This window comes from Nocardia australiensis, from assembly GCF_020733705.1.
Taxonomy (GTDB): domain Bacteria; phylum Actinomycetota; class Actinomycetes; order Mycobacteriales; family Mycobacteriaceae; genus Nocardia; species Nocardia australiensis.
In genome coordinates this window covers 2,180,181-2,199,281 of record NZ_JAJFZM010000001.1, presented here as the reverse complement: position 1 = coordinate 2,199,281, position 19,101 = coordinate 2,180,181, and the positions used below count along the sequence as shown (strand labels likewise).

The 19,101-nt window shown below is 65.7% G+C and carries 17 protein-coding genes and 1 pseudogene; 8 read left to right on the top strand and 10 right to left on the bottom strand.

Annotated elements, in window-relative coordinates; all coding sequences use genetic code 11:
• Positions 1–505: 505 nt before the first annotated feature.
• A complete protein-coding gene (locus tag LKE06_RS10025; RefSeq protein ID WP_227998322.1) occupies positions 506–2,251 on the top strand; it encodes an LCP family protein in 1,746 nt (581 codons plus the stop codon).
• 327 nt (positions 2,252–2,578) lie between these two features.
• Positions 2,579–3,241: a phosphate signaling complex protein PhoU gene (phoU, locus tag LKE06_RS10020; protein ID WP_227998321.1), complete on the top strand. Its 663-nt coding sequence runs from the start codon at positions 2,579–2,581 to the stop codon at positions 3,239–3,241.
• A 172-nt stretch (positions 3,242–3,413) separates the two neighbouring features.
• On the opposite strand, the gene pstB is transcribed toward phoU, so the two are convergent.
• The 6 genes from pstB to LKE06_RS09990 all read right to left on the bottom strand — a co-directional run bounded on the left by pstB (position 3,414) and on the right by LKE06_RS09990 (position 9,324).
• Entirely contained in the window at positions 3,414–4,190 is a 777-nt protein-coding gene (gene pstB, locus LKE06_RS10015; RefSeq protein WP_227998320.1) for a phosphate ABC transporter ATP-binding protein PstB, read from the bottom strand.
• 18 nt (positions 4,191–4,208) lie between these two features.
• Complete coding sequence (pstA, locus tag LKE06_RS10010; protein ID WP_227998319.1) at positions 4,209–5,108, bottom strand: phosphate ABC transporter permease PstA; 900 nt, start codon at positions 5,106–5,108, stop codon at positions 4,209–4,211.
• Complete coding sequence (pstC, locus tag LKE06_RS10005; protein ID WP_227998318.1) at positions 5,108–6,079, bottom strand: phosphate ABC transporter permease subunit PstC; 972 nt, start codon at positions 6,077–6,079, stop codon at positions 5,108–5,110. The genes pstA and pstC overlap by 1 nt, the downstream gene beginning before the upstream one ends.
• An 88-nt stretch (positions 6,080–6,167) precedes the next feature.
• Positions 6,168–7,280, bottom strand: a complete 1,113-nt coding sequence (pstS, locus tag LKE06_RS10000) for a phosphate ABC transporter substrate-binding protein PstS (protein ID WP_227999382.1) — start codon at positions 7,278–7,280, stop codon at positions 6,168–6,170.
• A gap of 247 nt (positions 7,281–7,527) precedes the next feature.
• Entirely contained in the window at positions 7,528–8,436 is a 909-nt protein-coding gene (gene mshD, locus LKE06_RS09995) for a mycothiol synthase (protein WP_227998317.1), read from the bottom strand.
• A 123-nt stretch (positions 8,437–8,559) separates the two neighbouring features.
• Positions 8,560–9,324: a winged helix-turn-helix transcriptional regulator gene (locus tag LKE06_RS09990; protein ID WP_227998316.1), complete on the bottom strand. Its 765-nt coding sequence runs from the start codon at positions 9,322–9,324 to the stop codon at positions 8,560–8,562.
• Between the two features lie 295 nt (positions 9,325–9,619).
• On the opposite strand from LKE06_RS09990, the gene LKE06_RS09985 reads away from it, so the two are divergent.
• The 6 genes and pseudogenes from LKE06_RS09985 to LKE06_RS09960 all read left to right on the top strand — a co-directional run bounded on the left by LKE06_RS09985 (position 9,620) and on the right by LKE06_RS09960 (position 13,893).
• Positions 9,620–10,426 carry an LmeA family phospholipid-binding protein gene (locus tag LKE06_RS09985; RefSeq protein ID WP_227998315.1) on the top strand — a complete coding sequence of 269 codons (807 nt, stop codon included), beginning with the start codon at positions 9,620–9,622 and terminating at the stop codon, positions 10,424–10,426.
• 5 nt (positions 10,427–10,431) lie between these two features.
• The gene (locus LKE06_RS09980) at positions 10,432–10,869 is read left to right on the top strand and encodes a thioredoxin family protein (protein WP_227998314.1); all 438 of its coding nucleotides are present in this window, start codon (positions 10,432–10,434) and stop codon (positions 10,867–10,869) included.
• 293 nt (positions 10,870–11,162) lie between these two features.
• A pseudogene (locus LKE06_RS09975) lies at positions 11,163–11,630 on the top strand (DUF4395 domain-containing protein); the annotation flags it as partial.
• Between the two features lie 131 nt (positions 11,631–11,761).
• Entirely contained in the window at positions 11,762–12,595 is an 834-nt protein-coding gene (locus tag LKE06_RS09970) for a sulfurtransferase (RefSeq protein WP_227998312.1), read from the top strand.
• A gap of 4 nt (positions 12,596–12,599) precedes the next feature.
• On the top strand, positions 12,600–12,905 hold the full coding sequence (locus LKE06_RS09965) for a DUF1416 domain-containing protein (protein WP_227998311.1): 306 nt from the start codon (positions 12,600–12,602) through the stop codon (positions 12,903–12,905).
• A 289-nt stretch (positions 12,906–13,194) separates the two neighbouring features.
• Positions 13,195–13,893 (top strand): heme-binding beta-barrel domain-containing protein, encoded by a 699-nt coding sequence (locus tag LKE06_RS09960; protein WP_227998310.1) that lies wholly within the window; start codon positions 13,195–13,197, stop codon positions 13,891–13,893.
• A 163-nt stretch (positions 13,894–14,056) separates the two neighbouring features.
• Here the strand turns inward: LKE06_RS09960 and LKE06_RS09955 are convergent, their stop codons facing one another.
• The 4 genes from LKE06_RS09955 to cydD form a co-directional block, all read right to left on the bottom strand.
• A complete protein-coding gene (locus LKE06_RS09955; RefSeq protein ID WP_227998309.1) occupies positions 14,057–14,503 on the bottom strand; it encodes a hypothetical protein in 447 nt (148 codons plus the stop codon).
• A gap of 118 nt (positions 14,504–14,621) precedes the next feature.
• Positions 14,622–14,849 carry a hypothetical protein gene (locus LKE06_RS09950; protein WP_227998308.1) on the bottom strand — a complete coding sequence of 76 codons (228 nt, stop codon included), beginning with the start codon at positions 14,847–14,849 and terminating at the stop codon, positions 14,622–14,624.
• A gap of 497 nt (positions 14,850–15,346) precedes the next feature.
• Complete coding sequence (locus tag LKE06_RS09945; protein ID WP_227999381.1) at positions 15,347–17,251, bottom strand: ATP-binding cassette domain-containing protein; 1,905 nt, start codon at positions 17,249–17,251, stop codon at positions 15,347–15,349.
• Positions 17,252–17,309: 58 nt separating this feature from the next.
• Entirely contained in the window at positions 17,310–19,100 is a 1,791-nt protein-coding gene (gene cydD, locus LKE06_RS09940; protein ID WP_227998307.1) for a thiol reductant ABC exporter subunit CydD, read from the bottom strand.
• Position 19,101: the final 1 nt, after the last annotated feature.

The window sequence follows — 19,101 nt, the reverse complement described above, 5'->3', positions numbered from 1 at the left end:
ACGCGGCGCAGCGACGCAACACAGTGGAGAAACGCGGCGCGGTGAAGAAACGCGCGGTGCAGAAGCACAGCGCGGCAACCCCGCGCAGCGCGCCGCGGCATCATCACCACGCAGTGGGGCCATCCAACGGGGCGACGCAACACAGCGCGGCGAAACAGCGCAACGCGGCCCAGCGGCCCAGCGCAGCCCATCGGCATCGCGCGGGGACCCGGCCCAACGCGGCGAGGCAACACGCGGTGAGGCAACATCCCGCAGTGCATCGAAACAGCGCGGTGAGGCCCCACCGCGCAGTGGCGCCGACGGACGCGCAACCCGCCGGTCCGAGAACCCGGCACCGCCCCCAGCTAGTGCCCCCGCACACGCCGCGGGTACGGCCGCCGCGCGCCCACCGGCGAGCACATCTCGCCACGCCCCGGAGGCAGCGAGCGCCCCAGCCCCGAGCGGTTCCTCGCACCGCGCCACCGGCTCCTCCCTTGTCGTCGACGACATCACCGGCGGGCAGCCCGTGTCCAGCCGAGCCGAGCCGAGCCGGCGCGGCACAGTAAAGGACGGTCGGCGCGCGTCCTCGAAGGCACCCGGCGCCCAGGATCCGCCCGAGGTCGTCACCGACGTCATCCCGCCGGTCGCCGAGCCCACCAAGACCAAACGGCGCACGTCGGGCTGGCCGACCACCAAGTCCGAGAAGACCGAATCGGCAACACCGAAGCCTGTCGGCAACCCTCCGCTGTCCCGGCTCGCGGCTGCCAGGCAGCGCCGCGACCGGCGGCTGCGCCTCGCAGGACGCAGCACCCTCGCGGTATTCGCGGTCGTGGCGCTACTCGTCACCGGCGGCGGCTGGAGCTATCAGCGTTCGATTGCCAGCAACTTCACCCAGGTTTCCGCGCTCGACGACCATCCGGATGACGTCGTCGACGCAGACGCGCAACTCGGCGACGAAAACTACCTGATCGTCGGAACCGACACTCGGGTGGGCGCCAACGGGCAGCTAGGCGCCGGATCGACAGACGACGCCGAGGGCTCCCGCGCAGACACAGTCATGCTGGTGAATATCCCCAAGAACCGATCGCGAGTCGTGGTTGTGTCGTTTCCTCGTGACCTCGATGTCACCAGGCCGCAGTGCAACGGCTGGGACAATGACAAGGTTCAATACACCGACGAAACCTTCCCTTCGGCCATGGGCGACAAGCTCAACGCCGTCTACGCCCTCGGCGGCCCGAAGTGCCTCGTGAACGTGATCAGGAAGATGACCGGCCTGAACATCGGCCATTTCATCAGCGTCGACTTCTCCGGGTTCGAGGCGATGGTCGACCAGATCGGCGGCGTAGAAGTCTGCACAACCGAGCCGATCGTCGATGAGATCCTCGGCACCGTGCTGGAGACCACGGGCACGCAGCACATCAGCGGCGAAACGGCACTCAACTACGTACGTGCCCGTCATGTGGTCGGCGAGGAGCGCAGCGACTACGACCGGATAAACCGGCAGCAGCGGTTCCTCGCCTCATTGCTGCGCGGTGCGCTGTCGAGCAAAGTGCTGTTCGACCCCGGCAAGCTGCGTGGCTTCATCGACGCCTTCACCAAGCACACGTGGGTAGACCGGGTTGATACCAACGCCCTGCTGACGCTGGGTCGTTCACTGCAGAAGGTCGACGCGGGCGCCGTGACGTTCCTCACCATTCCGACCGGTGGCACCACCTCCTACGGCAACGAGATTCCGCGCGACTCCGACATCAAGGCGATCTTCAACGCGATCCGCGACGACCAGCCGCTACCCGGCGAGAAGAAGGCGGCGCCCGCTGCGGGATTGGGCACAACTGCTCCGCCCGCCCCACCGAAGCTAACCGCTGTCGATCCGAACACGGTGTCGCTGCTGGTGTCCAACGGTTCGGACGTCTCCGGCGCCGGCGCCAAAGCCGCCACCAAACTGGGCAACCAGGGCTTCCCGATCTACGGGACCGGTAACTACTCGGGCGGCACCACACCGACCTCAAAAATCCGGTACGCGTCAGGTAACGAGGCGGAGGCGGCAACAGTGGCCACTGCGATACCCGGCGCACTCCTGGAACAGGCGAGCGATCTCGGCGGCATTATCGAGGTGGTGATAGGCGCCGATTTCACAGGGACCATCACCACACCGACGTCGGTCGGCGATGCGATTACCAACGTTCCGGTCAGCACCTCGACAAGCACGACGCCTGTCGTATTGCCGTCGGACCTGGAACACGTCAACGCCGCCGATGAAACCTGCCAGTAGCTCGCCACGATTGTCCCCGCTACTGCCGCTCTTGGAACAGACCAGCGATCTCGGCGAGATTATCGGGGTGGTGATCGGTGCCGATTTCGCGGGGGCACGATCACCACACCGACGTCGGTCGGCGATGCGATCACCGGGGTACCGGTCAGCGCGTCCGCGAGTGCGACACCGGTCACACTGCCCTCGGATCTCGAGCACGTGAACGCCAGCGACAGGAGCTGCAAGTAGGCCGCTCTCAACTGCGGCAATGCTGCCGCTAACCGACAGCACCGGTCATTCATCCGCCGTTTGTGACTTGGTCAGCACTGGGAACTAGTGTCTGGTTTTATGCGTGTCATCTACAACGAGCAAATGGCCGATCTTGCCCACCTGCTGGGCGAGATGGCCGGTCTGGCGGGTTCGGCCATGGATCGGGCCACCCAGTCACTGCTCCAAGCCGACCTCGCCCTTGCCGAGTCGGTGATCAGCGAAGACGATCGGATCGCGGAAATGATCCAGGACGCCGAGGAGCGGGCATTCGCGCTGCTCGCGCTGCAGGCTCCGGTCGCGGGCGACCTGCGACAGGTCGTCAGCGCCATCCAAATCGTCGCCGACGTGAATCGAATGGGTGCGCTGGCCCTGCACGTGGCCAAGGTCACCAGGCGGCGCCATCCCAACCACGCGCTGCCGGAATCCGTCAACGGCTACTTCGCCGAGATGGGCCGGATCGCGGTAAACATGGGCGCCGGCGCCAAGGAGGTGCTCGAGACGCGCGACCCGGAGCGCGCCGCACAGCTCAACGAAGACGACGAGGCGATGGACGATCTACACCGTCACCTGTTCACGCTGCTGATGGATCGCGACTGGAAGTACGGCGTCGCCGCCGCCGTGGATGCGACGCTGCTCGGCCGCTACTACGAGCGCTTCGCCGACCACGCCGTCGAGATCGGCCGCCGGGTCATCTTCCTGGTCACCGGCGTGCTGCCGCCGGACCCCGACACCGAGGCCTGAGCGCCTCCCGGCGGTTCAACCGGCCGGTGCCGCGCGGGCCCATTGATGCCCGCGCGGCCGGGGAGATGCGCTCTGGGCTCGAATTCCCGCGAACTGACGAAATCAGCTGGTATGCAAGGTATTCACACAAAAGGCCCGCCAGATGGCGGGCCTTTTTGTCGAGCCGAAATACCTAGCCGAAGCGACCGGAGATGTAGTCTTCTGTCGCCTTCTCCCCCGGGTTGGAGAAGATCTTCTCGGTGTCGTCGATCTCGATCAGCTTGCCCGGCTTGCCCTGGGCTTCCAGGTTGAAGAAGCCGGTCTGGTCACTCACGCGCGCGGCCTGCTGCATGTTGTGGGTGACGATGACGATGGTGAATTCCTTCTTCAGCTCGGTGATCAGGTCCTCGATCGCCAGGGTGGAGATCGGGTCCAGCGCCGAACATGGCTCGTCCATCAGCAGCACGTCGGGCGATACCGCGATGGCGCGGGCGATGCACAGACGTTGTTGCTGGCCGCCGGAGAGGCCGCCACCTGGCTTGTCGAGGCGGTCCTTCACCTCGTTCCACAGGTTGGCGCCGCGCAGCGAGCGCTCGGCGACCTCGTCGAGTTCCTGCTTGTTGCGCACGCCCTGCAGTTTGAGCCCGGCCACTACATTGTCGCGAATCGACATGGTGGGGAACGGGTTCGGACGTTGGAACACCATACCGATGGTGCGGCGCACTCCCACCGGGTCGACCTGCGAGCCGTAGATGTCCTCGCCGTCGAGCAGCACCGCGCCCTCGACCCGGGCATTCGGGGTCACCTCATGCATGCGGTTGAGCGAGCGCAGCACCGTGGACTTGCCGCAACCCGACGGACCGATGAAGGCGGTCACGCTGTGCGGCAGTACCGATAGCTTGACATCGGCGACGGCATGGAATTTGCCGTAATAGATGTTCAGGTCTTTGACGTCGATCCGCTTGGCCATCCGAATATCCGTTCGCTCTTATCGATTCCGCGTGAGCAGTTTGTTGACGACCGCCGCCACTGCGTACAGCAGCGCGATCAGCAGGATCAGCGTCAGCGCCGCGCCCCAAACCCGTTCCCGGCCCGCCGCTTCCGGGTTTGCCAGCTCTTGGTAGATCAGCAACGGCAGCGAGGCCATATTGCCGTCGAAGAGGTTGGTGTTGATCGACTTGCTGTAGCCGACCAGCACCAGCACCGGCGCGGTCTCGCCCATCACTCGCGCCAGCGAAAGCAGGATGCCGCTGACCATGCCGGGCGCCGCCGTCGGCACGACGATACGCACGATCGTCTTCCATTTCGGGATGCCGAGCGCGTACGACGCCTCACGCAGTTCGTCCGGAACCAGTTTCAGCATTTCCTCGCAGCTGCGAACCACCACGGGCAGCATCAACAACACCAACGCCAGCGACACCGCGAAGGAACTCTGTGGGAAGCCGAGGGTGGCGATCCATAGCGTGAAGATGAACAGGGCCGCGACGATGGACGGCACACCCGCGAGGATGTCCACCATGAATGTCGTGGTCTTGGCCAGCAAGCCGCGACCGTATTCGACCAGGTAGATGGCGGCCATGATGCCCAGCGGTACCGCGATGATCGCGGCGATGGCCGTCTGCACGATGGTGCCGTAGATCGCGTGATACACACCGCCGCCGGTCTGGTCCGGCAGGATGCCCTTCTGCGACTTCTGCCACCAGTCCAGTGAGGCGATCGAGTCGAAGCCCTTGCTGACCACCATGATCAGCACCCATACCAGTGGGATCAGCGCGATCGCGAAGCACACCCACACCGTGCCAGTGGCGATGTTGTTGCGGATCCGGCGGCCGGTACTCACATGCCGAAAGGTCGGAGCCTTGATGGGCTTGTCCAGCGTGGTGGTCATCAGCCGTTCACCCTTCCGCCGGCCGCAAGCCGTGCCAGCGCGTTGACGATGAAGGTCAGCGCGAACAGCACGAAACCAGCCGCGATATAGGCGCCGGTCGGCAGCGGCGAGCTGAATTCCGAAGCGGCGGAGGCGATCTTGGATGCGAAGGTGTAGCCGCCGTCGAACAGCGACCAGCCGCCCGCCTGCGCCGAGGTCCGCAGCACGACCAGCACCGCGATCGTCTCACCGAGTGCGCGACCGAGGCCGAGCATGGACCCGGCGATCACACCGCTGCGCCCGAAGGGCAGCACCGTCATCCGCACCATCTCCCACTTCGTGGCGCCGAGCGCGTGGGCGGCCTCGATGTGCGCGGCGGGCGTGAGGTTGAATACCTCACGCGAGACCGAGGTGATGATCGGCAGGATCATCACCGCGAGCACGACGCCCGCGGTGAAGATCGTGCCGCCACCGGAGATCGACACATTGCCATCGGAGAACAGGAACAACCAGCCGAGCTTGGTGTTCAGGAACTTCTCCGCCGGCTCCAATTTCGGTGCGAGCACCAGGAAACCCCACAGGCCGAAAACGATCGACGGCACCGCGGCGAGCAGGTCGACGAGCATCGCGAACGGACGCGCCATCGCCTTCGGCGAGTAGTGGGTCAGGAACAGCGCGATACCGACACCGATCGGCACCGCGATCACCAGCGCGAGAATCGAACTCAGCACCGTCACCATGAAAAGGTCGCGGATGCCGAACCGAAGGTGGTCGGCATTGCTGGTGTTGAATTCGGTACTGGTGATGAAGTTCGCCTCGTTCGCCATGACCGAGGGGACCGCGCGAATCAGCAGGAACGCTGCGATCAGCGCGATGGCGGCGACGATAGTCGCACCGGCCGCGGTCGCAAGCGACCGGAAGATGGTCTCGGCCCGGTTGTTGTGGCCAGGACGAACCTTCTTGGCAGGTTCGGTGCTCGGTTCACTCGGCATAAGGAAAGTATCTCCAGCCGCCGACGGGCCCGTCGAGTCCGACGAGCCCGCGGCGGTCACCTCAGGGTGCACGGTCATGGCAGTGCGATCAGGAGATGGCGTTGATCGCGGCGGTCAGCTTAGTCTTGAACTGCTCCGGAATCGGGACGTAACCGGCTTCGTCGAGACCCTGCTGGCCGTTGCTGGTCGCCGAGGTCAGGAACGCCTTGACGGCCTTGGCGGTGTCGGCGTCGCTGTACTTCGAGCACACGACCTCGTAGGTGGCCAGCATGATCGGGTAGGCGCCCGCGGTGGTCGGCTTGTAGAACGAGGAGGTGTCGAGCACCAGGTCGTTACCCTCGCCCTTGATCTTCACGCCGTCGATGGCCTTGCCGGCGGAGGTGGCGTTCAGCTGGACCGGGTCCTTGCCCGCCGAGGTGATGATCTGGGCGATCGACAGGTCCTGCGACTTGGCGAAGGACCACTCGTTATAGGTGATCGAGTTCTTGGTGCTCTTGATAGCGGCCGAGGTGCCCTCGTTGCCCTTGGCGCCCTCGCCGACACCGCCTGCGAAGACCTTGCCCGCGCCCTTGCCCCAGGCACCGTCGGAGGCGCCGTCGAGGTAGAGCTGAAAGTTGTCGGTGGTGCCCGACTCGTCGCTGCGGAAGATCACCGAGATCTTGTCCGAGGGCAGCTTGGCGTTCGGGTTCAGCGCCTTGATCTCCGGGGCGTCCCAGGTGGTGATGGTGCCGTTGAAGACCTTGGCGGCGGTCGGGCCGTCGAGGACGAGGTCGGTGACGCCGTCGATGTTGTAGGTCACGGCGATCGGGCCGAAGACGGTCGGCAGGTTCCACGCCGGGGCGCCGCAGCGCTCCTGAGCCTTGGCCGGCTCCTGCTTCGAGGCGCTCAGCGGCGAGTCGGAGCCAGCGAAATCGGTTTGACCACCGATGAATTCGTTGACACCCGCACCCGAACCGCTGGAAGTGTAGTTCAGGGTGTCGCCACTACAGTTCGCCTCGTAGGCGGCGATGAAGCGCTCCATGGCGTTCTTCTGCGCCGACGAACCGCTGGCCTTGAGGGCCTGCTTGCCACCACAGGCGACATCGACGCTCGCGCCGGTCGCACCGATGGTCGAGGAGTTGTCGTCACTGCCACATGCGGCGAGAGTCATGGTGCCGACGGCTAGCACGCCGACGAGGGCGCTGCTGCGCTTGAAGTTCACTATTCCTCCGGGAATCGCGTTCGACACGCCCGGTCCCTCACCGGCCCGGGCGGGTTTCGTGGTGCCGTTCGCGGGGAACCTGCGCACCAGGCGGCAACTGTGCCGCCCGTAAGTAACGTAGAGTCGCACGGTTGACAGTTGGACCGAGCTGGGTGAACGGGGAGTGAACAGCCCGGCGCGAATAAGCCCGGCATATGTGACATTTGCCCCAGTGCTACTCAGCTAACCCTGAGATGGCCCCGGCTATTCAGTCTCGCGGCGCGTAAGCGACATCGATGTGCGCAGCGGCAAAGCCGAGCCGGGTGTAAGTGTGAACTGCCGCGGTGTTGTCGGCCTCGGTGTAGAGCAAAACCTCGGCAAGCTCGCGTTCACGCAGGTAACGCAGTCCGGCGAGGGTGAGCAACCGACCGAGCCCGCGCCCCTGCGCCGCCGGGTCGATACCGACCACATAGACCTCACCGACCATCGGATCCTCGTCGTAATGCACCTTGGTCCAGTGGAATCCGAGTAGGTGGCCGGGATCGGCGGCATCGGCCGCGAAGTACAGGCCCTGCGGATCGAACCACGGCTCGTCGCGGCGGGCCGCGATATCGCGCTCGGTCCAGGCGCCCTGTTCCGGATGCCAGGCGAAAGCCGCGCTATTGACCCGCAACAACTCCGCGTCGTCATCCGGACCCGAATAGGTGCGCAGCACGATCCCGGCCGGGACGGACAGTTCCGGTAGCTCGGGTGTTGCCAGAGCGCGACGCATCTGCCACAACTCGCGCGCTGTCACCAGGTCGAGACGTGCCGCGACAGCCTGCGCGGGCGGTCGATTTCCATGCGCCCACACCCGGGTTCCGGCGCCCCCCTCGGCGAGCGCGGCAGCCACCAGTCGCGTGCCGATGCCATGGCCCCTGGCCGCCGGATCGACCGCGACCTCGGCCATCGCGGGATGTTCACCGTGCGCGGGAACAAGATTCGCGTACCCGGCGACCGCATCGTCATCGCGCACGAGCAGATGGCGGGCCGCACCGGCGCTGGTCAACGAGAGCACGGCCTGCTCGGAAACCGGCGCGACGTCGTCGGCGGCGGTGGCACGTTCGAGCAACGCGCGCACCGTTCGCGCCGTGTTCGCATCGACTTGCTCTATCCAGTGCTCTGTCGCCTCGGTCATCGGACGCGGACCTCCCACGGTTGCGGCTTCGGTGTCATTGCGGCGAACGCCACAGCGACTCTGGGCATTCCGGCCCGATTGCGGCCGCTGCCACAGCGGTTCGGCCACCGGGCACGGCTCAGCTCACGGCAAGGACCCGTTAACAGGTTCGAGCGGAGCATCATCGGTGCCCTCGGTGTCGCTCTCGAGGACCGGGACCGGCTCGCCTTTGGCCGACGACCGCGACGGGCGCACCGCCTTATATCCGACATTGCGCACGGTACCGATCAGCGATTCGTATTCACTGCCGAGCTTGGCGCGCAGCCGGCGCACGTGCACGTCGACCGTGCGGGTGCCACCGAAGAAGTCGTATCCCCACACCTCCTGCAACAGCTGCGCCCGGGTGAACACCCGGCCCGCGTGCTGCGCGAGGTACTTGAGCAGCTCGAATTCCTTATAGGTGAGATCGAGCGGGCGACCGCGCAAACGCGCGGTATAGGTGCCCTCATCGATCACCAATTCGCCGAGGGTAATCTTGCCGCTGCTCTCCGGGCTGGCCACCCCGCCGTTGCGTCCGACCAGCAGCCGCAACCTGGCGTCGAGCTCGGCCGGACCGGTGCCGGGCAGCAGTATGTCGTCGACGCCCCAATCGGCGTTCACTGCCACCAGGCCCCCCTCGGTGAGTACGGCGACAACGGGCACCGACGAACCGGTGCTACCGAGCAGTCGGCACAGACCGCGCGCGGCGGCCAGATCGGTGCGCGCGTCGACAAGTGCTACATCCGCGGTGCCCGCTTCGAGCAGGGACGCTACCTCGGTCGGTGCCGGACGCACGTTATGCGCTAGCAGTGCGAGCGAAGGCAATACCGACTCTGGGTTGGAGTCGGAGGTCAACAGGAGCAGCTCCACAAGCCCCTCCTCCTATCTCGTAGCGCCGACGGCAACAGCTTCACCACCGAAGCCACGTCGCTAATCACAGGTAGTCGAGTGCAACATTAGCGCGTCAACGCCGATGACCATGCGTTCCGGGTGTCCATGCCACTCTGGTAGACACGAATCAGCCCGCAACGCGACACCCGATATCGTGCGCACATGGGTAGTTCACCGGGTACGCCCAGAATCCGGCCACATACTCGACCGCCGGCCCGCGATGCAGCGTTCGCGGCGCCCATGACCGGCACAAGACGCGGAGAGGCTGGCTAGCATGCGCAAGCTGATCATCGGACTGCTGTGCCTGGCGGGTCTGGCGGTGATTATCGACTTCGGCGCCGCCGCCTATTCCGAGTATCGGGTTTCGCGCGCACTGCGGGTCGGCGCCGATCTCATCGCCGATCCCGAGGTCACCATCCACGGCTTCCCCTTCTTCGGCCAGGCCGTCGACGGCCGTTTCCAGAGTGTCGATATCCGCGCACGCGTCATGCGTCCGGACATCCCCGGTGAGGTATCCACCGAAGCGGCACTGACCGGGGTGCACCTGCCGCTGCATGATCTGGTGGACGGCAGTGTGCGGCGGGTTCCGGTGGAACGCGTCGAGGGACGGATGCGCCTCGAGCCCACCGAACTGGGCAGACTCTTCAATGTCCCCGACCTGCAAGTGCATTCGCGTCCCGCCGATAAGTCCGACGGTTCGGGTGGCTCGGGCGGATCCGGGATGACGACCGCCGGCCTGCTGGTTCTCACCGGCACCCTGCCAGGGACGCCGGTCGCGTCCACGGTGGCCGGTGCGCCGCTCGGCGGTGACAAGGTGAGCGTGCAGGCGGATCTGTTGGTCGATGGCGACCAGGTCCGAATCGTCGCGACGGGTTTCTACCTCGGCACCGGGACCGAAACCACCCCGACCGTATTCGTCCCGGAAGCCGACCGCCCCGCGGTGCTCGCCCAATTCACGCGGACAATCGATACCAAGGAACTGCCGTTCGGCCTGCGACCCACCAAGGTCTACGCGCAGGGCGGGCAGATCGTGGTTGAAGGGAAGGGCGAGAACGTGACCATCGACCTCGACCGATTGTAGCGACCATGATCGAAATCACAATCCTGGTGCTGATCGTGCTCGCCGCGCTCGCGGTCGGCTCACTGCTGCGCCGCCGGGACGGAAAGCTGCGCGCCGCCACTGTCACCGAACCGACCGAGTCCGCGCGAGCCGATCTACTCGCTGCCGCGGGCATGACCGGTTCGGGTCCCGCCGTCCTGCATTTCTCGGCGGACTGGTGCGGCCCGTGCGCCGCGGTGCGGCGAGTTGTTTCCGGGGTGGCCGTCGAACTGGCGGATTCGCCGAACCCGCCGCTGGACATCGAGGTCGATATCGATGCCGAGCCCGCGCTGGCCAAAGAGTTGAACGTGCTCTCGCTGCCGACCACGTTCGTCTTCGACATCGAGGGCAGGGAGCGATTCCGGATTTCCGGCGTCCCCAAGTCCACCGATCTGCGTACCGCAGTGGAACCACTGACGGTGTAAAAACCTCGATTCACGAGGCCTTATAGCCAGTGCGACGAACCCGAGGTCCAATTCCCCGGCCAAACCGGGTAAACTGCCTCTCGTGTATTCCAACCATGAGCTGATGCTCACCCGACGCCGCACAGTTGATCTGTGTCGCCTCGGTGGTTGTTGCTGCCTGTGCCGCTGACCGGTCGGTCGTTCCAGATTTCCTGACGCCGACCTAATGTCCGCCGTGCGAGTGATCATGTTGATCCCCCGGCGAACTGGCAATTTTCCAGCCGATAGAGCCATTCAGCGCAGGAGTACACACAATGCCACCCGAAACCAGTAGCACTGCCTTCGGACGAGCCACCGCGTCCAACTACGTGGACGTCCGCGGACCTCGCTTCGCCGCGTGGATCACCAGCGCTGTCCTCGTCGTCGTGCTGATCCTTGCCGCTGTCTCCACCGCGGCCGCCACCGTGCTGATCGCCATTCAAGCGGTGGTCTTCGCGATCGGCGCCGCCACCGGTCCACGGCGCAGCCCCTACGGTCGGATCTACGCCATGCTCGTCGCACCGCGCGTCGGCCCGCCGACCGAAACCGAACCCGTGGCACCGCTGCGGTTCGCCCAATTACTCGGCCTGGTCTTCAGTGCCGTCAGCCTGCTGGGTTTCCTGGCCGGCTCCACCGTCGTCGGCGCGGTGTTCGCCGGCTTCGCCCTGTTCGCGGCGTTCCTGAACGCGGCGTTCGGGATCTGCCTGGGTTGCCAGATCTATCCCCTGGTAGCCCGGTTTCGCCGGACCGGATCTAATCGCGGTGTTCGTGGGCCCTCCATGGTCACGCAAGCTGCCGCCTCCGGGCCTGACGCTCACCCCGCTGGGTCCCCGGCATCGAACTGACCCTGCAAGTCATCTTTGAAAGGAACAACATGGCTCGCTCCGATGTCCTGGTCTCCGTTGACTGGGCCGAAGAGAACCTCAACGCCCCCGGCGTCGTCTTCGTCGAGGTAGACGAGGACACCTCCGCCTACGACGGCGGTCACATCGAGGGTGCCGTCCGGCTCGACTGGAAGAAGGACCTGCAGGATCAGGTTCGTCGCGACTTCGTGAACCAGGAGCAGTTCTCCGACCTGCTCTCCGCGCGCGGTATCGCGAACGACGACGAGGTTGTGCTGTATGGCGGCAACAACAACTGGTTCGCCGCATACGGGTACTGGTACTTCAAGCTCTACGGCCACAACAACGTCAAGCTGCTCGACGGTGGCCGCAAGAAGTGGGAGCTCGACGGCCGCCCGCTGTCGAGCGACTCCGTAAGCCGTCCGGCCACCCAGTACAAGGCGGTCGCACCCGACCTGACCATCCGCGCTTTCCGCGACGAGGTCATCGCCGCCATCGGCGTCAAGAACCTGGTCGACGTGCGTTCGCCCGATGAGTTCTCGGGCAAGATCCTGGCTCCCGCCCACCTGCCGCAGGAGCAGAGCCAGCGTCCGGGCCACGTCCCCGGCGCGATCAACGTGCCGTGGAGCAAGGCCGCGAACGAGGATGGCACCTTCAAGTCCGACGGCGAGCTGACCGAGATCTACGCCGGGGCCGGCCTGAACGGGTCCAAGGACAGCATCGCCTACTGCCGCATCGGCGAGCGTTCCTCGCACACCTGGTTCGTGCTGCGGGAGCTGCTCGGCCACCAGAATGTCAAGAACTACGACGGGAGCTGGGTCGAGTACGGCTCCCTCGTCGGTGCACCTATCGAGTTGGGAGCCTAATCACATGTGCGCAGCACCTACCCAGGGTCAGGCCATTCCGGCCGGAGTCGACGTGGAGAAGGAAACGGTCATCACCGGCCGCGTCCTGAGTGCCGACCGCCAGCCCGTCGGCGGCGCGTTCGTGCGTCTGCTCGACGGCAATGGCGATTTCACCGCTGAGGTTGTCGCCTCGGGCACCGGTGACTTCCGTTTCTTCGCCGCACCGGGCGCGTGGACGGTACGGGTGCTCTCCTCGGCCGGCAACGGCTCGACGGAGATCCGTCCCGACGGCGCGGGCATCCACCCCGTCGAGGTCACCGTCGCGAAGTAACCAGCGACCGTAAGCCGCAAACGGCCCCGGCGCCTCCCGCGAATTCACGGGGAGCACCGGGGCCGTTGTGCTGAGCGGCGCGTCAGTCGTTAGACTTCAAATGTGGTCCTCATCTTCGAGATTCTGCTGGTAGCCGTGTCCGTGCTGATCGGCTGGTTCGGCCTGTACGTCTTCTACCGGCTGTTCACCGAGTCATGAGCGAGCGGAGCGAGCGAACAATGGGCACAGTCGAACATCGTTCGATCGCGCCGGAGCTGAGCGCCAGCGAGGCGCAGGCCGAGGCGCAGGCGTGAGCGAACTCGCGAGCGAAGGTTCCGATCCGGCCGAGCGAGCGAGTGACAACATGAACGGCGCCGCTCCGGCCGCTCGCCGCAGTGGCGATAAAGCCGTGGCCGATGCGGCCAAGCGGGCTAAATCGACCAGTGCCCGCAATATTCCGGTGCTGCCGGATTTGCCGCTGCCGGAAGACACCGCGAACCTACGGCTCGGTCCGGACCTGAGTTCCTCGATGCTGGCGCTGCTGCCGATGATCGGGGTGTGGCGCGGTGAGGGCGAGGGCAACTCGCCGGAGCGCGGCGACTACCGGTTCGGCCAGCAGATCATCGTCTCGCATGATGGCGGCGACTATCTGTCCTGGGAGTCCCGTTCCTGGGTCATCGAATCCGATGGCAGCTACGGTGGGCCCGACCTGCGCGAGAACGGATTCTGGCGAGTCGGGGCCGACGGCGACGACGAGGTCATCGAACTGCTGCTCACCCACAGCACCGGTATCGTCGAACTCTTCTACGGCACCGCGCTCACCCAGTCGTCCTGGGAACTTGCCACCGACGTGGTGATCCGCAGCCAATCCGGCATCGTGGTTGGTGGCGCCAAGCGGCTCTACGGCATCGTCGAGGGCGGCGATCTCGCCTACGTCGAGGAACGGGTGGTCGCCGACGGCCCACTCGAACCCCGCCTGTCGGCCCGTCTCCAGCGCTACATCGGCTGATTCGAATCCCGTTCCAGCCCAACCGAACCAACGCCCCACCTCGCTCTACACGAGGACGGGGCGTTTCCCGTTCTACTGGCCGTGGTCAACCAGATCTGTTGAGCACGAGCGTGATTCGCGGGCCAATTCCAAATGGCGAGCCACGGCGTAGCGGCGCCGCGCTTCAACACGCCGGACGATGGTCCCAGCTGACCAGTAGTTCATCGGCGACCGTTTCGACCGCAAGCCTCGAGCCGCTCACCTCGAGCACAGCGCCACGCAGTCGATCATCACGCAATCGCGACTCGGTGATGGACATGACCAGGCCGCCGACCAGCTGCGAATACGGGTGCTCCGAGCCGACATCGAACGCCGTGTACTTACCGGATTCCGCGACATACTCGATGTATTCGGGTTCCGTCACTCCCGCGAACGGGTCGTGCCACGCCACCGAACCAACACGCAGTTCTTCGCCGTCACTACCCGCATCCAGCAACAGCACCGAACCGTCATCGAACGTCAACTCGATCGGCCCCTCCGACCGGTCGACATCTTCCCCACACACATAAAACATCCGCCGAATCGCCCCGATGCGCAGCCCAACCGTCGCAGTGAGACCCTCCGATGCCACCAGCAACCCCCTCATAGAACGGACACGATGAGTGTAGTCAGCCCTACCCGACCTCCGCACGCAACACCCATTCCATAGCCGATCCGAATCGGCAAAGTACGGCCACACCCACCCGGGACTACACCTCCCTGCCGAACAGCTCTTCCAATTGACCCAAACCGTCGCGGACATTCTCCGACGACAGGTCCCGGAGCAGTCTCGCATTCTGCAATATCGGAACCTGGTCGAAAATCTGCAACTCCCTGAGCCGGTAGGCGATGTAGTCGGAGTCAGGGTCCTCTGACCGATGCCCCAAAACCTCCAAGACCGCACATAGCCCTGCCTCTTCACCCTTTCTGACCAGCATCCCAGTGATTCGCAATGCTCCCATCCGGACCACGCTTGACGATGCCTCCATCGGGAGGGCCGTTGCCTTATGCAATATTACCTGCGGTTCTCGAGGGAGACTTCTCCAGATCTTCTCGTAAGGTGTTTCTAGGCGGAGGCTTTCGATCGTCAGTCTGATTTTCGGACCGATGATTTATACCGTCTGCCGTACGCTTTGCTTTATCAAGGTCCGATGGCTTGATTCCAGATATACGCGCATCGCTAACCCACTTCTTCGACAATTCGCAAGCGGATACAGAAACGGCCCCCGAGCCTTCCTTGTGGATGCAACTCACACAAGGCCCGGTCGGACTGGACCGGGGGCTCGGGGGCCGGGTGACTGCGTTGGATTCGCTAGCGCTCGCGCGGGAATCCTCCAGCAGCGGTGGCGCTAGCGCGCAGCCACCTCACGTGTCCTGGAAAAATACATTTCTCGAACCACCTCCTTCCTTGTGTACGAATGAATTTAGCGAGGTGTCAGCGCAACGGCAACGGAATTTCCCGGCGGGGCGAACCGACTCGGTCCGGCGTTGGGAAATCGGTTGTGACCTGGCCTGATGCCGACACCCGCACGATCGTGTCGGCATGATGCTCGGGCGGTAACCGATGTGTGACAAGCACCACAGTTCGGTTCGGTTCGACCAGGCCACTGTCGACGTCGAGGAGGTCACGCAGCAGCTGGGCGCCCGCGGCGTCGTCGAGATGTTCGGTCGGCTCGTCCAACAGCAAAACCCGCGCCGGCGAGATGAGGGCGCGAGCGAGCAGGATGCGGCGGCGCTGGCCGCCGGAGACGGCCGCCGCGCCGCCGATCAGGTCAGTGTCGACGCCGTCCGGCAGCGAGTCGAGCCAGTCACCGAGACCCACTGTGCGCAAGGTGAGTTCGGCCTCCCGCTCGGTCAGGTCGCCACGGGCAACGCGGAGGTTCTCCAGCACAGAGGTGCCGAAGAGATGCGCGTCTTCGGCGAAGAATGTGACGCCCGCCTTTGGGGTATCGAAGAGTCCCGCCCAGTGCATGAGCAACGTGGTCTTACCCGCGCCGCTCGGGCCGACAACGGCGATCCGCCGGCCTTCGGGGCGGTCCGGGAGGTTGTCCGGCAATGGGCTTCGCAAAGCGCCGAACCGATTTCGAACGGTCGTGTCGTCATCGGGGTAGCCGGTTGGCCGGCGTACCCGCCCGAAGTCATCGTGCGCGGCGACGAGAACGGCCCTCGGGGCGTGCGATCGGTCGAGTCGGCCGTTCGCTACGGCCACTTCGGTCGGGTCGTGCGTCGCCGGGGCATCGTGATGCGCGTTCTGCCGCTGCTGCACGCGGGGCAGACGATGCAGGGCGGCGCGGGCCGTGGTCAGTGCCTGGGCCGCGGCCGGCAGGGTCCCGACCGCTTCGAAGGCCGAGAGCGGTAGCAGCACAAGGATGGTCAGCGCCATCGGTGTCATCGCGCCGGGACCGCCGCCATTGGGGCCGTAGATGGTGATCCCGATGAGCAGCGCGCCGAGCACGCTGGCACCGATCGACAACGGTGTCGCTGCGGCCGCCCACGCGTTGCGTGCGGCCGCCGAATCCTCCGCAGCCACCGCGCGTCGCGCCGCGCTGTCCGCGGCCGCGAGCGCCGCGTCCAGGCGGCCCGCGACCCGTAATTCGGCCGCATGATCCAGAACCGTGACCGCCTGCGCGGTGAACTCGGCGCGATCGGCGCGCACCGCCGTTTCGGCGTCGCGCGCCGCCCGCGCCGACAACCATGGCGCGAGGATTCCCGAAACCGCCAGCGCGGCAGCCAGAATCACCGCCGCCGCAACCGAGATACTGGCCAGCAGACCGATCGCCGCAGCCGACAGGATGATCGCCACCGCGATCGGCACGAGCACGCGCACCACCACCGCACCGAGATCGTCGATGTCACCGCCGATTCGAACCAGCAGATCGCCACGGCGCAGCTGTGCGGCGTCGCCGGGACGGCTATCAGCACCGCGAGCGGAGTCGCCGAACTTCCCGGCGGCCGAGTTGGGAGTCGCATGGCCGACACTCACGCCACGAACGGTCCGTGCCGTCTCGACCCGCGAACCGATGCCGCGTGCGGGCCGTCGCATCCAGATGTCGGATCGAGCGAGCGTCCGGTAGACGGTCGTGCGGGCCGTCGTCATCGCGCGCAACGCGACATCATGCGTAGCAAGGCGTTCCAGATAACGGCACAGGCCGCGCGAAATACCCAGCGCCCGCACCGATACGACGGCTACGCTCAAATCCAGCACCGGCGGCATCTCCCAGGCCCGCGCGATCAGCCAGGCCGCCAACGCGGCCAACCCGAGCCCACTGCCCAACGCCAGCGTGCCCCAACCGATCGCCACCGTGATACGCCACGGCGACAAACCGAGCAGTCGCCACATCCGCCGAATGTCACCGAACACGTTCGCTACCACCTGCTTTCCCGTTCACGAGTCGGGCTCATCGTCGCTGCGCCTCCATCAGTTCGGCGGCGTGGACGGGAACGAGTTGGTCTGCGGTGGCGAGGACCGAAGGCCGGTGGCCGACGATGATGACGGTGGCGCCGGCACGTGCGCGTTGTTTCAGGGCGCGCAGGACGGTGGCTTCGCTGTCGGAATCCAGGTGGGCGGTCGGTTCGTCGAGCAGTAGGACGGGGCGGTCGGCGGCGAGCACTCTGGTCAGTGCCAGGCGTTGGCGCTGCCCCAGCGAGAGGCCGACGCCACCGACGCCGACCACGGTGTCCCAGCCGTGCGGCAGTTCGGCGAGGACAGTGTCGAATCCGGTTGCGATGCAGGCGGCTTCGAGCTCATCGGCAACTCGCGCGGCTCCCTTGGCCGACCCGCCGGGCGTGCGGGCCCCGAGCAGCTCGAGATTTTCGCGCAGCGTTCCGGGCACCAGAACGGGACGCTGCGGTAGCCAGGCCACCCGCGACCACCAGCGATCCTCATCCAGATCACGAACATCGGTTCCATCGACTCGAACCGATCCCGCCTCCGGCGCGGTCAACCCCAGGATCGCTTGCAGCGCGGTCGATTTCCCGCTCCCGTTGGGGCCGGTCAGCACCGTTACCGTATTCGGGCGCAGCATCGCCGACAATCCGGCAGGCGCGAACCCGTCTCTGGCACGCACCGCGAGATCGGCTATCTCGATGGCACCCGCGAAATCTCCAATTCTGGTGTCGCCGCGACTATCCCCGGTATTCGACCTCGAATCCAGCGAGGCATCCTCGGAGCCCGCGGGTTCCGAATCGAGGACGGCGAAAGCTTTGTCGGCGGCCGCCATTCCGTCCTGTGCCGCGTGGAACCGCTCACCGACCATGCGCAGCGGCAGGTACACCTCCGGCGCCAGTATCAACGCTACCAAGCCGGCGTAGAGACTCATCCCACCGAATACCAACCGCAGCCCGATGGAGACCGCGATCAGCGCGACACTCAGTGTCGCAAGCATTTCCAACACCATCGAGGACAGGAATGCGATCCGCAACGCACGCATGGTGCGCTGCCGCAACGCGTCTCCCAACTCGCGCACTCGGTGTTCCATCGAACGAGCTGGTTCGCCCCGGCTACCCGGCCTTCGGCTTTCAGTGTCGCCCGATTCCCTGCCCAGCGCACGCAACGTCGGCATACCGGCGAACAGGTCGAGTAGCTGGTCGGACAGCCGGGTGGTCGCGGCGAGAGTCGCTTCGGCGCGGCCCTGGGTGAGCAGGCCGATAAGGATCATGAAAACCGGGATCAGCGGAAGCGTGACGACCGCTATGACGCCGGATATCGGATCGTGGACGGCTATCACCACCAGTACGACCGGGGGCACCAGTACGGCGAGCAGCAGCGCAGGCAGGTAGCCGACCAGGTAGCCGCGTAATCCGCTCAGGCCGGTGCTGACGACGACGGCGAGTTCGGTTCGGCGAGTTTCGAGTTCGCGGGGCGGGAGCTTCGCACCTGCTGCCAGGACCGCGCTTTCGAGCTCGGTCACCACGGTCGCACCCGCTCGGTGCGCCAACCGTGATTGCACCCAGGTGGCCAGTACCCGGCAGCCGACAACGCAGGCCAGCACGACGAGTTCGGTAGCCCACGCGCCGAGGGTGCCGCGGCCGGGATCGGTGACCACCCCAGCCAGTACCCGCGCCAGCACAACCGCGGTGATCACGATGCAGACCGTAATCACCAGCGACAGCGCCACACTCGACACCAGGTAGCGGCGTGCCGAACGAGCGTGGCGCCATAGGCGCGGATCGATGGGCGGGCGAGCCATG

Excerpts from the sequence above, each read along its gene's own strand:
- phoU (WP_227998321.1), top strand. The coding sequence starts at position 2,579 with ATGCGTGTCATCTACAACGAGCAAATGGCCGATCTTGCCCACCTGCTG.
- pstB (WP_227998320.1), bottom strand. The coding sequence starts at position 4,190 with ATGGCCAAGCGGATCGACGTCAAAGACCTGAACATCTATTACGGCAAA.
- pstA (WP_227998319.1), bottom strand. The coding sequence starts at position 5,108 with ATGACCACCACGCTGGACAAGCCCATCAAGGCTCCGACCTTTCGGCAT.
- pstC (WP_227998318.1), bottom strand. The coding sequence starts at position 6,079 with ATGCCGAGTGAACCGAGCACCGAACCTGCCAAGAAGGTTCGTCCTGGC.
- mshD (WP_227998317.1), bottom strand. The coding sequence starts at position 8,436 with ATGACCGAGGCGACAGAGCACTGGATAGAGCAAGTCGATGCGAACACG.
- LKE06_RS09985 (WP_227998315.1), top strand. The coding sequence starts at position 9,620 with ATGCGCAAGCTGATCATCGGACTGCTGTGCCTGGCGGGTCTGGCGGTG.
- LKE06_RS09980 (WP_227998314.1), top strand. The coding sequence starts at position 10,432 with ATGATCGAAATCACAATCCTGGTGCTGATCGTGCTCGCCGCGCTCGCG.
- LKE06_RS09970 (WP_227998312.1), top strand. The coding sequence starts at position 11,762 with ATGGCTCGCTCCGATGTCCTGGTCTCCGTTGACTGGGCCGAAGAGAAC.
- LKE06_RS09965 (WP_227998311.1), top strand. The coding sequence starts at position 12,600 with ATGTGCGCAGCACCTACCCAGGGTCAGGCCATTCCGGCCGGAGTCGAC.
- LKE06_RS09950 (WP_227998308.1), bottom strand. The coding sequence starts at position 14,849 with ATGCTGGTCAGAAAGGGTGAAGAGGCAGGGCTATGTGCGGTCTTGGAG.
- LKE06_RS09945 (WP_227999381.1), bottom strand. The coding sequence starts at position 17,251 with ATGTGGCGACTGCTCGGTTTGTCGCCGTGGCGTATCACGGTGGCGATC.
- cydD (WP_227998307.1), bottom strand. The coding sequence starts at position 19,100 with ATGGCTCGCCCGCCCATCGATCCGCGCCTATGGCGCCACGCTCGTTCG.